The sequence below is a fragment of the Sphingomonas glacialis genome (assembly GCF_006439055.1).
GTDB classification, from domain to species: Bacteria; Pseudomonadota; Alphaproteobacteria; order Sphingomonadales; family Sphingomonadaceae; genus Sphingomonas; species Sphingomonas glacialis_A.
Map to the genome: position 1 here is coordinate 14,477 of NZ_RCZC01000005.1, position 16,427 is coordinate 30,903.

At 67.2% G+C, this 16,427-nt stretch carries 11 protein-coding genes; 7 read left to right on the forward strand and 4 right to left on the reverse strand.

Annotated elements, in window-relative coordinates; genetic code table 11:
- Nucleotides 1-13 precede the first annotated feature (13 nt).
- The 4 genes from EAH76_RS16355 to EAH76_RS16370 all read left to right on the forward strand — a co-directional run bounded on the left by EAH76_RS16355 (nucleotide 14) and on the right by EAH76_RS16370 (nucleotide 3,978).
- Nucleotides 14-964 (forward strand): alpha/beta hydrolase, encoded by a 951-nt coding sequence (locus tag EAH76_RS16355; RefSeq protein WP_140851357.1) that lies wholly within the window; start codon nucleotides 14-16, stop codon nucleotides 962-964.
- Entirely contained in the window at nucleotides 961-1,656 is a 696-nt protein-coding gene (locus EAH76_RS16360) for an acetylxylan esterase (protein ID WP_140851358.1), read from the forward strand. Before EAH76_RS16355 ends, EAH76_RS16360 begins: the two co-directional genes overlap by 4 nt.
- 23 nt (nucleotides 1,657-1,679) lie before the next feature.
- Nucleotides 1,680-3,113: a family 43 glycosylhydrolase gene (locus tag EAH76_RS16365; protein ID WP_140851359.1), complete on the forward strand. Its 1,434-nt coding sequence runs from the start codon at nucleotides 1,680-1,682 to the stop codon at nucleotides 3,111-3,113.
- 97 nt (nucleotides 3,114-3,210) lie between these two features.
- A complete protein-coding gene (locus tag EAH76_RS16370; protein WP_140851522.1) occupies nucleotides 3,211-3,978 on the forward strand; it encodes a FadR/GntR family transcriptional regulator in 768 nt (255 codons plus the stop codon).
- 53 nt (nucleotides 3,979-4,031) lie between these two features.
- Here the strand turns inward: EAH76_RS16370 and EAH76_RS16375 are convergent, their stop codons facing one another.
- The 4 genes from EAH76_RS16375 to EAH76_RS16390 all read right to left on the reverse strand — a co-directional run bounded on the left by EAH76_RS16375 (nucleotide 4,032) and on the right by EAH76_RS16390 (nucleotide 8,841).
- Complete coding sequence (locus EAH76_RS16375) at nucleotides 4,032-5,930, reverse strand: NPCBM/NEW2 domain-containing protein (RefSeq protein WP_140851360.1); 1,899 nt, start codon at nucleotides 5,928-5,930, stop codon at nucleotides 4,032-4,034.
- Nucleotides 5,930-6,988 (reverse strand): alpha/beta hydrolase, encoded by a 1,059-nt coding sequence (locus EAH76_RS16380; RefSeq protein WP_140851361.1) that lies wholly within the window; start codon nucleotides 6,986-6,988, stop codon nucleotides 5,930-5,932. The genes EAH76_RS16375 and EAH76_RS16380 overlap by 1 nt, the downstream gene beginning before the upstream one ends.
- Before the next feature lie 150 nt (nucleotides 6,989-7,138).
- Nucleotides 7,139-8,161: a cupin-like domain-containing protein gene (locus tag EAH76_RS16385; protein ID WP_140851362.1), complete on the reverse strand. Its 1,023-nt coding sequence runs from the start codon at nucleotides 8,159-8,161 to the stop codon at nucleotides 7,139-7,141.
- Nucleotides 8,161-8,841, reverse strand: coding sequence for a SapC family protein (locus EAH76_RS16390; RefSeq protein ID WP_194151024.1), 681 nt, complete (start codon nucleotides 8,839-8,841; stop codon nucleotides 8,161-8,163). The genes EAH76_RS16385 and EAH76_RS16390 overlap by 1 nt, the downstream gene beginning before the upstream one ends.
- A gap of 257 nt (nucleotides 8,842-9,098) precedes the next feature.
- On the opposite strand from EAH76_RS16390, the gene EAH76_RS16395 reads away from it, so the two are divergent.
- Genes EAH76_RS16395 through EAH76_RS16405 form a run of 3 tightly spaced genes read left to right on the forward strand, consistent with a single transcriptional unit; the run spans nucleotide 9,099 to nucleotide 16,408 of the window.
- Nucleotides 9,099-12,083: a TonB-dependent receptor gene (locus tag EAH76_RS16395; RefSeq protein ID WP_194151030.1), complete on the forward strand. Its 2,985-nt coding sequence runs from the start codon at nucleotides 9,099-9,101 to the stop codon at nucleotides 12,081-12,083.
- A gap of 58 nt (nucleotides 12,084-12,141) precedes the next feature.
- Nucleotides 12,142-13,683 carry a tryptophan halogenase family protein gene (locus tag EAH76_RS16400; RefSeq protein WP_140851364.1) on the forward strand — a complete coding sequence of 514 codons (1,542 nt, stop codon included), beginning with the start codon at nucleotides 12,142-12,144 and terminating at the stop codon, nucleotides 13,681-13,683.
- Between the two features lie 43 nt (nucleotides 13,684-13,726).
- The gene (locus tag EAH76_RS16405) at nucleotides 13,727-16,408 is read left to right on the forward strand and encodes a glycoside hydrolase family 3 C-terminal domain-containing protein (RefSeq protein ID WP_140851365.1); all 2,682 of its coding nucleotides are present in this window, start codon (nucleotides 13,727-13,729) and stop codon (nucleotides 16,406-16,408) included.
- The last annotated feature ends 19 nt before the right edge of the window (nucleotides 16,409-16,427 follow it).

Genomic DNA, 16,427 nt, shown 5'->3' on the forward strand with positions numbered 1-16,427 from the left:
AGGGGGACAGGCGATGACTAAACGGCGATTTTGGGGAAGCGGCTTGGCTGGGCTCGCGCTGGCGCTGGCGATGCCCGCGCTCGCGCAGGACGCGCGGATGGTGCCGACCGCGGCGCCGGCCGAGCCGAATGCGATTGCGCTCGGCACCGGCGGCGTCGCGGGGTCGAGCGCGCCCGAGGCGTGGTTCCGCCAATATGGCGTCGCGATGACGCGCAACGTCAGCGTAGCGACGCTGACGCCGTTCCTGCCAGATCCCGCCAAGGCGACCGGCGCTGCGGTGATCGTCGCGCCGGGTGGCGGTTTCCTGATGCTGTCGATGGAGAATGAGGGTTGGCGCGTCGCGCGCGCGCTCGCCGACCACGGCATCGCGGCGTTCGTCCTCAAATACCGGCTCAAGCCGACGCCTGCCGGCATGCCGCAGTTCGAACAGGCGGTCACGGCGATGTTCGCGGGTGCGGGCCGGGCCGACTCGCGCATGCGCCCCGGCGATGCGGCGGCCGGGCTCGCCGAGCCGATCGCCGACGAACGCGCCGCCTTTGCGCTGATCCGGTCGCGCGCGGGCGAATGGCATGTCGATCCCGCGCGGATCGGCATGATGGGCTTTTCGGCGGGCGCGATGACGACGATGGCGACCGCGCTGAAAGCCCCCGAGCTGCGCCCCGCCTTCCTCGCGCCGATCTATGGGTCGATGGAGGCGGTCCAGGTCGCCGCCGATGCGCCACCGCTGTTCGCGGTGCTCGCGGCAAACGACCCGCTGTTCGCGCGCAAGGGGCTCGGGCTGATCGATTCGTGGCAGCAGGCCGGGCGGCCGGTCGAATTCCATCTCTATGGTGAGGGCGGCCATGGCTTCGGGCTCGGCAAGGCGGGGACGACGAGCACCGGCTGGTTCGACGCCTTTGTCCGCTGGCTCGAGATGACCGGCATCACGCACAGCAAATCCGCAAGTGGAGACGCCGCAAAATGACGATCTCGATACGGCACGCCGCTCTGGCGGCACTCTGCCTGACGCTTCCAGCGTACGCGGGCGCGCAAGGCGCACCGCCCGCCCCGCCCCCGCTGGCGGACTATTTCGTTCCGGCGACAGCGGCGCCCAAGGCGCCCGACGCCGACGGCTTCCTCCAGCGCTGGTTGTTGCTCGAGCCGATCGTCAAGCCGAACCGCAGCAATACCGGCTTCACCGAAGCGTACGTCCGCGCGGCCTTCGCCGCCTCGCTCCCGCAAGGTCCGCCGATGGCGGTGCCGCGCGACGGCGAGGCCGCAAAGATCGCTGCGGCGCCGCGCTGGCACGCGCTCGATGCGACGCGCTTCGACGCCAAGCTGTTCAACCTCGCGCAGAGCCTCGGCAAGCCGGTCTACGGCGTGATTTTCTGGGCGGTGACGGTGGTCGAGGCCCCGCGCGAGATGCGCGGCGTCAGGCTTGCGGTCGGCTCGAACTCGGCATCGATGTGGTGGGTCAACGGCGCGGAGGCAGCGGGACTCTACGGCGATCGCCGGATGGTGATGGACGATGTCCTTTCGCGCCCGCTGACGCTGCGCAAGGGTCGCAACGTCATCCGCGGCGCGGTGATCAACGGCCCGGGCCTCAGCGATTTCTGCGTCCGCCTGCTCGATGCGAATGGGCAACCGATCCGCGACATCGTCACCACCACCAAATAGCGCCGCGGCGCGTCGGAGAACGTATGAAACACACCGTCCTCGCCGCCCTCGGCCTGTGCTTCGCGGCGGCACCTGCTGCCGCGCAGCTCGCAGGCGAGCCCTTCATCCACGATCCCTCGACGATCACGCTGTCCGACGGGAAATATTATACCTTCGGCACGCGTGGCGGCGGGCTCGTCTCCGACGACTGCTGGACCTGGCATTCGGGCGGCGAACGCCCCGGCGGCGGCGTCGCGCCCGACGTGATCCGGATCGGCGACCGCTTCTATGTCGCCTATGCGGTCGGCGGCGGCGGGATGAACGGCGGCCATGCCAGCCTGGTCAAGGTGATGTGGACCAGGACGCTCGATCCCAAATCCCCGGCATTCGGCTATCACGATGTCGGCGTCGTCGCGTCGAGCGACGGGGTCGAGGGGGCCGATGCGATCGACCCGGCGTTTCTGCTGGCCGATGGCCGGCTGTGGCTGAGCTATGGCACCTATTTCGGCGCGATCCGGATGGTCGAGCTCGACCCCAAGACCGGCGGGCGGCTGGCCGGCAACCAGCCGGTCGATGTCGCGATCGACATGGAAGCGACGGCTTTGCTGTTCCGCGACGGATGGTATTATCTGCTCGGCACGCACGGCACATGCTGCGACGGTCCCAATTCCTCGTACAACATCCGCGTCGGCCGATCGCGCACCCCCACCGGGCCGTTCGTCGACCATCTCGGCGTGCCGCTGTTGAAGGGTGGCGGGAAGCTCGTCGTCGCGGGGCACGGGCGGCACTATGGCGCGGGGCATTTCGGGCTGCTCGATCTTGGCGACGGGGTCGAGAAGATGTCGATGCATTATGAGGCCGACATGGACCGCAGCGGGCGCAGCGTGCTTGCGATCGAACCCTTGCTGTGGCGCGACGGCTGGCCGGTCGGCGGGGAGAACCTCGTCGCCGGAACCTACGAGGTCCAGTCCGAACGCGGCGGCGCGTTGCAGCTGGCGGTCGACGACACGCGGATCGCCTTCGACGCGCGGGCAAGCTTCAGGGCCAAGCCCGACGCCCCCGTCGGCCCGATCGCGAACCAGACGCTTGCACAGGACATGGCGAGCTGGCCCAAGGGGCCGACCGCGGTCGATCTCGGCGACTATATGATCCGCCCGCACCAGCAATGGACGATCGCGCCAGCGCCCGGCGGCGGCGGCGCGTTCGGTGCGCCGTATTACAGCATCGTGATCGCGGGCACGTCGCGCGCGCTGGCGGTGGCGGGCGACGATGTCGTCACCGTCCCCGCCTTCACCGGCGCGCCCGAGCAATTGTGGCGGATCGACCAGCTGATCGACGGGACCTATCGCATCGCCCCCAAGGGCGCTGGCGGGGCGAGCCCGGCACGCGCGCTCGTCGCGATCGGCAGGAGCACCGCTGCGCTGGTCCGCTTCGATCCCGCCAGCCCGACCGGGCGCTGGAGCTTCCAGCGCCCGTGACCGCACCGAGACACGCGATGCCTGCTACAATGGTCGCAGTTTCCGAAGCGCTTCGTCGCTGCTAGAGTGAAAGGCTGTGACAATCAAAGACACCAAAATCGCGGCCGACGTTGCCGAAGCCGAAGCCGGAGACGGCTCCGCCCCACCCCCACGCACGCCGCGCGGCAAGGGACGCCGCCTGCGCGGCGCGATCGCGCACAAGCTCGGCGTCGCGATCCTGTCGGGCGAATATGCGCCGGGCGAAACGCTGTCGAGCGAGACGGTCTTTGCCGAGACGCTCGACGTGTCGCGCAGCGCGTATCGCGAGGGGATCCAGGGGCTGATCGCCAAGGGCCTGGTCGAGAGCCGCCCCAAGACCGGCACCCGCGTCCTGCCGCGCGACCGCTGGAATTTGCTCGACCCCGACGTGCTCGCCTGGGCGTTTGCGGGCGAGCCCGATCCGCAACTGGTTCGCAGCCTGTTCGAGCTGCGGCTGATCATCGAGCCCGCCGCCGCGGGGATCGCCGCTGCCAAGCGCGACCGCGACGACATCAAGCGGATGAAGGACGCGCTCACCGCGATGCGCCGCCACTCGCTCGCGACCGAGCCGGGTCGCGCCGCCGACCGCCAGTTTCACGACGCGATCCTGCGCGCGACGCGCAACGATGCGCTGGTGGTGATGAGCGCCTCGATCGGCGCCGCGGTCGCCTGGACGACGCAGTTCAAGCAGCGGATGCGCGCGCTGCCGCGTAACCCGATCCCCGATCACGTGCTCGTCTATGACGCGATCGTCGCCGCCGATGTCGAGGCGGCGACCGCGGCGATGCGGCGGCTGGTCGAGCTGGCGCTCGAGGATACGCAGAGCGTGATGGCGGTCAAAGTATAACGCGCTGCGAGCGCCACCCCCCGAGTTTCGAGTCAGCGTAAACCCTCAGCCGCTCAGCGCAGCAGCGCCGCCTCGGACCAGCTGACCGGATCGGAAAAGCGCATCGGCTGCGGCGTGCGCGCCACCAGTTCGATGATCTTGGCGCCCCGCACATCGACTTTCAGCGGCGCCGGCGCCTCGCCGAAGCGCATCGGCGCCGACTGGCCGAGCAGCTTCCCATCGCCATAAACCATGAACCGCACCGGCTGGCTGCGATCGCGCGCCGAATCATCGACCCCGACCAGCGCCGAGAAGGTCGCGAAACCGGCATTGCGCACCTCGAGCCGCGAATTGGCGAGCGCGCCGATCCCGGTGGTGAAGCGCCGCCCGGCGACCTGCAGCGTCTCGCCATAAGGCGAGCTGTCGGCCTGCGCGCCGCCCCAGCCGCCGTAGCGCGGATGGTCGCCATCGCCGCGCGTGCTCCGCCACGGCAGGATGCCGCGATGGATCAGCGGATCGTGTTCGGGAACGGTCACGCCGTCGACCGCGGGGTTCACCCGGCCCGGTTGCTCGGACAGATACAGGCCGTTCGCGAGCGTGCGCGTGCCGTGCGCGGTGAACACCAGCGTCTGGTGCGGCGCGAGCGTGAGCTTGGTCTCCTTGCGGAAGCGCGTCTGGCCGCCGTCCCACAGATCGTCGAGCGTCACCTCGCCATCGGCGGTGAATTTGAGCTGGTCGGCGGTCAGCACGGCATCGACCGGCGTCGCGTTGCGGTTGAACACCGCAACCGCCTTGTCGCCGCTCGCGAGTGTCTTGACGAGGATCTGCACGTCGTCGGTATCGAACGCCAGCACCGCCTGGTTGCCCGCCGGATCCTGGTCGAGCGCGATGATCCGCGCATTGCCGAGCACGTCCATCATCGTCTTGGGGGCCTTGCGCAGGTCATAGCCGATGAACAGCGGCGCGTTGACCATCGCCCAGAGCGAGAAATGCGAGCGCGCTTCGTTCATATGGTCCGCGTCGAATTCCTTCGTGCCGACGAACAGCATGTCCGGATCGTTCCACGAGCCGGGATGCGCATAGAGCGCGCGCCGCACGGTGGTGTCAAAATTGTGCAGCATCCGCGACCAATTGGGCGAAATGTCCTCGCTCGTGCGCGAGATACCGGCGACATCCTTGCCCCAGGCGCGCACGTCGGCCGCGCCCCACAGGCAGAGCGAGAAGAGATAATCATTGTCGGGATTGGCGCGCTGCAACGCCTGACCGACCGCTTCGTACAGGCGGCGCACCCCGGCGATATCGCTATGACCGACCGCCTCGACATCGACCAGCGGCGGAAAGGCGCGATATTGCCCGGAGATCACGCGCGGCTCGGTGGCCGACAGGCCCCGCACGCCGCAGCCGTCGACCTTGATCAGGTCGAACCCCCATTCGCGGAAATAGAGCGCGATGTCCTGCTCGACATGGCCGTACAGCCCGACTTCGCGCTCGGCGACGGTGCCTTCGGGCAGGTTGAGCGGATCGGTGCTGAACACCTGCCCACAGGTGTTGCGGCCGATGTCGGAATAAATTCCGGCCTTGAAGCCCATCGCGTGCAGCCGATCGGTGAACGGCTTGAAGCTGGTGTCGCCGCCCGGCCCTGCCCCCTTTGCCGACGGAAAGGTCGTGGTGCGGATGATCAGGCGCCCGTCGGGCTGGCGGCGCTTGAGCCACCAGCCATCGTCGACGTCGATATAGCGATAGCCTTTCGCCGCGAGCCCCGAATCCTTGATGATCTGCGCGGAGGCCATCACCTTTTCCTCGCTCACATCCTCATAGAAGGCGTTCCAGCTGCTCCAGCCCATCGGCGGCAGCTTGGCGGCGCCGGCATTGTAGGCGCTCCACTGGCCGGTGGGGGCGAGCGGGTCGGCCGCAGCGAGCGGGGCGTAGAGCGCGGCCGCACCGGCCAACAGGGCAAAAACGATCCGGCGCATCAGCGGGTACCCTTCGTCTCGAGCATCTTGCCGAAGAACGGCATCACGAATTCCTGGAAGCGGACCGCGACATCGCTGGTATGCGTGCCCGGATAGACCGTGAAGTTGTTGGCGATCCCGTAGCGGTCGAGCGCCTCGTGCAGCTTGATGGCGTCGCCCTTCAGCCCGTCCTGATCACCGACATCGATCGCGATCGCGCGATATTGGCGGAGATTGCCGACATATTGATCGACGAACGCCAGCGGCGCGTTGGCCGCCCATTTCGCGACCACGTCGGTCTGCACGACGCCGTCCTTGGTCGGCAGATCGAGATAGAAAGGCGGGTTCTTCGGGTTGGGCGACCAGGCGGCGGCGCTAGCGAACTGCGCGCGCGAGAAGAAGGGCAGCGCTACCACCGCCTCGCGCGTGCGCACCGCCTCGAGCGCGGCGCCGGCCTTGGGATCGAACTGCGACGGATCGCGCGCCGACAGGCAGCACGGGCTCATCATGTAGATCGCGCCGAACATGTCGGGGTGGCGCATGCCGATCCGCGCGGTGCCGTATCCCCCCATCGAATGCCCGGCGAGCCCGCGGCTGCGTCGGTCGGCGATCGTGCGGTAATGCGCATCGACATAGCCGATCAGGTCGCGCGCGATGAAAGTCTCGAAATCGCCGGTGGTGACCGAACTCGAATACATCGAGCCGTTATGCAGCGTCTTCGAATCGGGCAGCACGACGATCATCTCGGGCGTGCCGGTGGCAAAGGCGCCCTCGATCGTCTGCGGAACGTGGATCTCGCCGGTCCATTGCTCGGCGCCGATCGAATAGCCGTGGAGCGCATAGAGCACCGGGTAGCGGCGCTTGGGGGTAGCGGCATAGCTCGGCGGGAGGATGACGAGCACGTCGCGCTCGGCCGATTCGCCTTCGAGATTGCCGACGATGCTCGGCGCGTGGACCTTGATCCGCTCGACGCTCACCGGCCGCGCGCCCGCGACGGGCGGCGGGACGTGGGTCGCGACCTGCGCCAGCGCCGGCGTCGCAGCCGCCGGAAGCGCCAACGCGACCGCGCAGGCCAGCATAGACCGACGGTGGCGCCTCGCCCACTCGCTATACCCTGTCGGCACGTCACTCTCCCCGGATCGCCTGTCGGCATCGTGGCCGATCGCGCTTCTTGTCTGTCTAAAGCGCGATCGGGTCAATTCCCCGCGCAGCCTAATCGCGACAGCGCGTCAACCGCCGCGCAACAGCCTCATCACCAGCGCGCGGATCCGCCCGTAATTGCCCTGGCGGAGCGGTCCGAGGATGCCATGCTGCGTCTCGGGCAGATGCGCGAGCGGGTGCCCGTCGGGCCGGAAGACGTAATGATCGAAGAACGCCCGCCACGCCGCGCGCTCGGCCGGCGGGCGCTCGGCGATCGCGATCATCGCGAGCAGCATCGTCGTATAGGGCGCGTCGGGACCGCTCGCGAAACCGTCCCACCAGTAATTGACGAGCACGTTGAACGGCGCGGTCGCCTCGACCGAATGCCACCATAATTTGGGCAGATACAGCGCGTCGCCCGGTGCCAGATCGACCGTGATCGCCAGGTGGCGGATGGCGTCGAAATCGGGATAGCGCGGGTCGCCCGGCGCGGCGCTGGCGGCAAGGCTCACCGGCTGCCCCGCCAGCGTATGATCGATCGGCCCGACATAGAGATTGGCGATCGCGGATGGCGGATAGAGCGTGAAGCGCCGCTGCCCCGCGACGACGCAGGCGATGTTGTCGAACGTGTCGTAATGGCAACCGATCGCCGACGCCGTGCCCAGCCAGATGCGCGGGAGCACGCCGTCGGGCACGACGCTGAGCTGGTTCTCCGCGGCGAAACCCGGGAGATGGCTGTCGGTCGGCAGCGAGCCCATATAGACCGACGCGCGTCCTGCCGTATCGGCGGCATCCGCAATCCGGCGCAGCGCTTCGCCGAAGCCCAGCGTCTCGCGCGAAAAGGTGAAATCGGCGAGGTTGTCGGCATAATCGTAACGCCCGCCGATCGCGGGGTCGCCGATGAACGCCTCGGCGCTCCGCCCGGCATCGAAGCGCGCGAGATAGGCGAGCAACGCCGCGCGCGACTCGGCCTGCGCCGCGACAACGGGCCAGTCACGGCAGAGCCCGCGCAGCACGACCGGTTCGCACCTGCTGGCGACCTCGGCGACGAAAGGCTCGCGCTCGAGCGTCGCGCCATCGAGCGTCCGCACCGGCGAAGCCGCCTGTGCCATCACCCGGCGACGAGCTGATCGTTGCGCAGATGCGCGAGCCGCGCGACGTGCTGCAACGATCCGATCACGGCGTGCGCGAGCGCGAGATCGCCAGCGCGGAACAGCGCGAGCACCGCGGTATCGTCGAGGTCGGCGAGCGCATCGCGGCTGATCGTATAGAGCCCTTCGAGCACGAGGCGTTCGCCGTCGTCGAAGCTGAACGACAGGTCGATCGGCTCGACCAGCTTCACGGCGAGCATCCGTTCGAGGAACGACGCCGTCCGCGGCACGCCGGCATGGAGTTGCGCCAGCGCGCGCTGGATGCGCTTCAACGCAGGCGCGGGCTCGCCGTCCTCGAACAGCGGCGCTGCGGCAGCGGTTGCGAAGCGGGCGTGTTCACGATCGAGCACGATCACGTCTTCGGTCACGAAAAAGCCCTCGCGGACGAATTCGCTCAGTCGGTCGGCAGCACCGGCGTCGGGCGTACCGTGGACGACATTCTCGCCCGGCTTGAACCCGAGCATCGCGCCGGCATAGAAATCGCCGGTCTCGGCATTCTTGGAAAACAGGATCGGGAAGCGCGAAGCCGCGGCCTCGAACTCGCTCGTGACGAGCGGCACGAAGTGGCGCTGGCCGGCGATCGGCGGGGCTACGCGCAGCGCGGCATGGTCGTGCACATTGAGTATTTCCAGCTTCGCCACCGCCGCCGTCTCCCGAAATCGATCCGCCATATGCCATGGCTTTGTGCTCGGCATAGGCGGTCGAACCGGCTCCGGCCAAGGGCGCGATACGATTTTTTGTTTACACCGACAAATCGGCTTGCACTGCGCATCTGGTAGCGATACCAAAGTGCGTATCCACGGGGAACCGACGAGAGTCGTTCGACCAAGGAAGACCGATCCCTGCGCCAACGATGCGGAGGGTAGAATATTAGAAAACACTTCAGGAGGGGATTATGATGCACCGATCCGAACACGCCGATCGTCGAACCGCAGCCGCCCGGCAGCGCAAGCTGCTTCTCGTTGGCGCTTCCAGCCTGTTCGCCCTTGCGCTCGCCGATCCGGCTGCAGCGCAGGACAGCCAGACCGCCCAAGCCGCCCCGGCCACCGCTCCTGCGATCACGGCGAGCCAGACCACGACGCCGCAGGACGCCGCTGCTTCGAATACGATCGACGACACGTCGCAGGACATCATCGTCACCGGCCTGCGCGGCTCGCTCCAGCGCAACCTCGACATCAAGCGCAACGCGACCGGCGTGGTCGATGCGATCTCGTCCGAGGATATCGGCAAATTCCCTGATTCCAACGTCGCGGCATCGCTGCAGCGCCTCCCCGGCGTCTCGATCCAGCGCTCGGGCGCACGCGGCGAAGCGACCGGCATCACGGTTCGCGGCTTCGGCGGCGATTTCAACACGACGCTGTACGACGGCCGCCGCATCTCGACCGCTACCGGCGGACGCCAGATCGACTTCTCGACCGTCGGCTCGGATTTCATCGGTCGGCTGAGCGTGCTCAAGACCCCCGACGTCGCGCTCACCGCGAGCTCGATCGGTGCGACGGTCAATGTCGAATTCCCGAAACCCTTCGATCATCCCGGCTTCCGTCTGGCGACGAGCATCGCGGGTTCGATCCAGGATCGCTCGGGCAAGGTCGTCCCGACCGGCGGCGTGCTGCTCAGCGACACCTTCGCCAACGGCACGCTCGGCGTGCTCGCCGACTTCATTTACACGCGCCGCGACACCGACAGCAACCGCGTCGGCGTCAATGGCTGGTCGGGCGGCTATTATGCGCCGTGCCAGCTGAAGGGCAGCACCGCCACGACCTGCGCGCCGACCTCGACTGCGGGTGCGCCGGCGTCGCAACGCCAGACCGTCGTCGGCTGGTTCCCGCAGCAGTTCGTCTACGAGCAGGATCGCACCAAGGACGAGCGCTATGACGGGCGCATCGCGCTGCAATGGCACCCGTCGGAAGACGTGATGGTCACGATCGACGACAATTTCTCGCGGCAGAAGGTCGTCACCGACATTTACGGCTTCGGCGTGTGGTTCAATCAGGGCTCGCTGCGCAATGTCGAGCTCGACAAGAACGGCCAGGCGACCAACTTCACGCAGACCGGCTCGCCGACCGATTTCACCTCGGCGATCAACACCGAAGTGCTGCAGACCAACGCGCTCGGCGGCAATATCAAATGGGATGCGAACGAGCATCTGACGCTCGAGGGCGATCTCAACTACGCGCAGAGCTGGCGTAACCCCGACGGCAATATCGGCAGCCAGAATGGCGATATCGGCTATGGCGGCGCGCTCGGCACGACGACCGGACTGCAGATCCTCGGCAACAGCAGCAATGCCATTCCGGTGCTCACCGCTTACGGTCCCAATGGAAGTGCTGCGAACTTCACCAACCCGGCGCTGATCGGCTCGCACGTCACGGTCAACCAGACCCAGCGCAACACCGATACGCTCAAGCAGGCGCGCTTCAACGCGACCTGGCATCAGGACAATCTGACGATCAAGGCCGGCGGCCAATATATCGAAGACCGCTTCCAGTTGAGCAACCAGAGCACCTTCACCAACAATTACTGGCAGGCCTATGCCGGCTACGGCACCCCATCGGCGCAGGGTGGTGGCATCGCGCCGCTGCCGAGCAGCCTGTATCAGGGCTCGATCTCGACCAACAACTTCATCCCCGGCTTCAAGGGATCGTTGCCGCCGTCGCTCGTCATGTTCAGCCCGATCGCGTATCAGAACTATCTGACCAGCCTCGGCAACCCGCAGACCAAGAACATCCCGGGCTATAACTATTCGGGCGTGACTGGCTTCACCGGCGCCTTCGACGAGCAGGTCGATCCCGGCAGCATCCAGGACGTTCGCGAGAAGACCTGGTCGCTCTATATGAGCGTCAACTTCACTGCCAATATCGGCAGCATGCCGTTCCACTTCAACGCGGGCGTGCGCAACGAGAACACCCATCTGACCTCGGTCGGCCAGGGGCGTCAGCCGTTGGTGCTCAGCACGAGCAGCGCCGATCCGACGCTGCTGACGGTGTCGAGCTACACCCCGGTCCAGGCGGTGACGAGCAAGAGCAACTATTCCTATCTGCTCCCGACGCTCGATGCGCGGCTTGAAGTCACCGATCGGCTGCAGCTGCGCTTCGACGCGTCGCGCACGCTGACGCGCCCGGCGCTGAACCTGCTGTCGCCGGTGCTCAACGTCGGCAGCGGCCAGCGCGTCAACGCGCTGACGGCGAGCGGCGGCAACCCCAACCTCAAGCCGTATCTGTCGGACAATTTCGACATCGCAGCCGAATGGTATTACAAGCGCAACTCGTATCTGTCGGTCGACTTCTTCGTGAAGAACGTCAGCAACTTCATCGTCGGCGGCGTGACGCGCCAGGCGATCAACGGCGTGGTCGATCCGACCACGGGGCAGCTCGCCAGCTTTGCGGTGACGCAGCAGGTCAACGGACCCGATGCGACGGTACGCGGCGTCGAAGTGGCGTGGCAGCAGGTGTTCGGCGAAAGCGGCTTCGGCTTCACCGCCAACGCCACCTTCGTCGATACCAACAAGCCGTACGATCCGACCAACATCTCGCAGACCGGCTTTGCGGTAACGGGTCTGGCGAATTCGGCGAACTTCGTTGGTTTCTATGACAAGCACGGGTTCCAGTTCCGCGCCGCGCTGAACTGGCGCGACAAGTATCTGCTCCAGTTCGGGCAGAACCAGAACACCGGCCAGTTCGGTGCCGAGCCGACCTTCGTCAATTCGAGCCTCCAGCTCGATCTGTCCTCGAGCTATGACATCAACAAGCATTTCAGCGTGTTTGGCGAAGTCCAGAACGTCAACAACAACCAGCAAAGCACGCACGGCCGCTTCGACAACCAGCTGCTCGACGTGTTCGACTATGGCCGGCGCTATCTCGCCGGTGCCCGCTACCGCTTCTGACCCCCTCCCCCTCGGGGGCGCCATATCGGCGCCCCCGTTTTTTTGGTAATCGGGCGCGATGCAGAGCATCCAGAATATCGTGATCGTCGGTGGCGGCACCGCCGGCTGGCTGACCGCCGGAATCATCGCCGCGCGCCATCAGGGCCGGATGCCGGCCGGCTTCACCGTCACCTTGGTCGAATCCCCCAACACGCCGATCATCGGCGTCGGCGAGGGCACCTGGCCAACGCTGCGCGCAACGCTGTCCAAGATCGGCGTCTCCGAGAGCGATTTCTTCCGCGAATGCAACGCGTCGTTCAAGCAGGGTGCACGCTTCGCACGCTGGACGACGGGTGAGCCCGATGAGGGCTATTATCACCCCTTGATGCTGCCGCAGGGCTTTGCCCGCGTGAACCTCGCCGAACATTGGCTCGCCGGCGGCGACGGCCAGAGCTTTTGCGACACCGTTTCCCCGCAAGGGCGGCTGTGCGACGACGGGCTCGCCCCGAAGACGATCGCGACCCCCGAGTTCGAGGCGGTCGCCAATTACGCCTATCACCTCGATGCGGGCAAATTCGCCGGCTTCCTGCAGCGGCATTGCTGCGAGAAGCTCGGCGTCCACCACGTCCTCGCCGACGTCCAGCATGCGACGCAGGCCGAGAATGGCGATATCCTGAGCGTCGTCACCGAACAGGCGGGCGAAATCCCCGGCGACCTGTTCGTCGACTGCACCGGCTTTGCCGCGCTACTGATCGGCAAGACGCTCGGCGTGCCGTTCAAGAGCTGCAGCGACACGCTGTTCTGCGACACTGCACTCGCGGTGCAGATTCCCTATGCCGACCCCGAAGACCCGATCGCGTCGCACACCATCTCGACCGCACAATCGTCGGGCTGGATCTGGGACATCGGTTTGCCGACGCGGCGCGGCGTGGGCCACGTCTTTTCGAGCAGCCATATCTCCGACGACGCGGCCGAGCAGGAATTGCGCGCCTATCTCGGCCCAGCGGGGCGCGACCTGCCGGTGCGCAAGCTGGCGATCCGCGCCGGGCACCGCGAAACCTTCTGGAAGAACAATTGCGTCGCGGTCGGTCTCGCCGCGGGCTTTCTCGAACCGCTCGAGGCGTCGGCGATCGTGCTGATCGAGCTGTCGGCCAAGCTGATCGCCGAGCAGATGCCGGTATGCCGCGAAGTGATGGACATCCTCGCCGCGCGCTTCAACGCGACGACGCACTATCGCTGGGGGCGGATCATCGATTTCCTCAAGCTGCACTACGTGCTGACCAAGCGCACCGACAGCGACTTCTGGCGCGACAATGTGCGGGCGGAAAGCATCCCCGACCGGCTGCGCGATCTGCTGACGCTGTGGAAATACCAACCGCCGTGGTTCCACGACGAGTTCGACCGGGTGGAAGAGGTCTTCCCCGCGGCGAGCTATCAATACGTGCTCTACGGCATGGGCTTCCAGACCGAGGTCGCGCGCGACGCGATCGCCGGCGATACCCGGCTTGCCGAGCAGGCGCGGCGCGAGGCGGCGAGCCAGACCGAACGCCTGCGCGCTGGCCTGCCGCGCCACCGCGATCTCATCCGCAAGATCGTCGAACGCGGCCTCCCCGCGATTTGATCTGTCCCCGCGCGCGCTCCTTTCCTTCGACCCGAGGTATGCCATGACATCGCCCTTCTCCTTTGCCGCACGGACCTTGCTCGTCGGCGTGAGCCTCGCCGCGGTGGCGGCCCAGGCGCAGGTTGCGCCCGCCCCGCCGAGCGCGGTGCGCGCGGAGGCCGATCGTCTGGCGAGCGCGATCGTCGCGCGGATGACCACCGCGGAGAAGCTGCCGCAATTGCTCAACGTCGCGCCGGCGATCCCGCGGCTCAACATCCCGGCTTACAATTGGTGGACCGAGTCGCTCCACGGCGCGATCGGCGCGGTGCCGACGACCAACTTCCCCGAGCCGATCGGCCTTGCCGCAAGCTTCGACGCGCCGCTGGTGCATCAGGTCGCCGGCGCGATCAGCAGCGAGGTACGCGCGCTCCATACGATCGGGCGGCAGACGGGCAAGCTCGGCCGGATCGGCACCGGGCTCGATACCTGGTCGCCCAACATCAACATCTTCCGCGATCCGCGCTGGGGCCGCGGGCAGGAAACCTATGGCGAGGATCCCTATCTGAGCGCGCGCACCGGGGTCGCTTTCGTGACGGGCATGCAGGGGCCGAACCCCGATCTGCCCGAGGTGATCTCCACGCCGAAGCATTTCGCGGTTCACAGCGGCCCCGAATCGACGCGGCATGAAGCCAACGTCTATGTCTCGCCGCACGATCTCGAGGACACCTACCTCCCCGCCTTCCGCGCCGCGATCGTCGAGGGCCGCGCAGGCTCGATCATGTGCGCCTACAACCGGATCGGCGGCCAGCCGGCCTGCGCCAACGACCTGCTGCTCAAGGATCATTTGCGCGGGGCGTGGGGCTTCACCGGCTATGTCGTGTCGGATTGCGACGCGGTGAAGGACATTGCCGACAACCACAAATACGCCCCCGACCAGGCGACCGCAGTCGCCGCGGCGATGAAGGCGGGGGTCGACAATGAATGCCACACGCAGACGATCGGCGATATCGGCGGCCTGCCCGATCGCTTCGGCGAGGCGCTCAAGCGCAATCTGATCTCGCAGGGCGATATCGACCGCACGCTGGTACGGCTGTTCTCGGCGCGGATCCGCAATGGCGATCTGCCCGGCGCGGCGGGTGCGCCCGCGGTCGTACCCGCGCGCGCGATCCTGACGCCCGACCATATGGCGCTCGCGCTGCAGGCGGCCGAGAAGAGCCTGGTGCTGCTCAAGAATGACGGCGTGCTGCCGCTGCGCGCCGGCGCCAAGATCGCCGTGATCGGGCCGCTCGGCGATGCGACGCGCGTGCTGCGCGGCAATTATTCCTCGACCCAGTCGGCGCCACCGGTCTCGGTGGTCGAGGGGCTGCGCCTTGCAGCGGGCGCGGGCGCGGTAACGCTGGTGCCGTTCGGCGAGTCGATCACCGATGGCGACCGCGTGCCGGGCAGCGCCTTGCTCACGCCCGATGGCAAGCCGGGTCTGCTCGCGCGCTATTTCAACCCGGTCACGCCGCCGAAGCTGCCCTTCGCGCCGGGCACCGACCGCGCGATCCAGGCTGCGCTGACCTATCAGGCGCGGCCCGTCGTGACGCGGACCGAGATCGACGTCGCGTCGCGCGCGTTCGATCTGCCGAACGTCAACGACTATCACCGCACCGAATGGACCGGCTTCCTCGTGCCGCCGGTCACCGGCAGCTACCGGCTCGGGCTTGGCGGCAGCGGTCTGCTCGAGATCGACGGCAAGACTTTCCTCGATGTCGGCGGCGACCATCGCGGGCCGCTGCCCTCGCTCCAGACCGTCACGCTCGAACAGGGCCATCGCTATCGCCTGCGGGTGGTGTCGACCGCGCGCGGCTTCGGCAATACTGATCTGGTGTGGAAGCTGATCTCGGCGCAGCCCGAAGCGGATCTTACGGCAGCGGCGGCCAAGGCCGACGTGCTCGTCGCGGTGGTCGGCCTGACCTCCGACATGGAGGCCGAGGAGACCGGCACCGACATCCCCGGCTTCAAGGGCGGCGACAAGACCTCGCTCGACCTGCCCGCCGAACAGCAGGCGATGCTCGAGCGCGCCGAGGCGACGGGCAAGCCGCTGATCGTGATCGCGATGAACGGCAGCCCGATCAATCTGGCCTGGGCGAAGGACAATGCCGCGGCGATCGTCGAGGCCTGGTATCCCGGCCAGTCGGGCGGGCAAGCGGTGGCGAACGTGCTGACCGGCAAGTCCGATCCAGGTGGGCGTCTCCCCCTCACCTTCTATCGCAGCGTCGCCGAGCTGCCGCCGTTCAACGATTATGCGATGACCGGGCGCACCTATCGCTACTTCACCGGCAAGCCGGTCTATCCGTTCGGCTACGGGCTGAGCTTCACGAGCTTCGCCTATGCGCCGCTGACCGTCACGCCCGCTGCGGGTGGCGTCGAGACGGGGCTGCGCGTGACGACCGAGGTCAGCAACACCGGCCAGCGTTCGGGCGACGAGGTGGTGCAGCTCTATCTCAACTTCCCCGACCAGCCCGGCGTGCCGCGCGTTGCGCTGCGCGGCTATCAGCGCGTGACGCTCAAGCCGGGCGAGCATCGCGCGGTCACCTTCGACCTGTCACCGCGCGATCTCAGCGCGGTGGCGATCGATGGGACGCGCCAAGTGATGGCGGGGCAGTATCGGGTGACCGTCGGTTCGGGGCAGCCGGATAGCGGCGTGCCGGTGCAATCGGCGAAGTTCACGACGACGCGCACGGCGTCGGTACCGCTCTAAGGCCCCTAACCCCGTCATG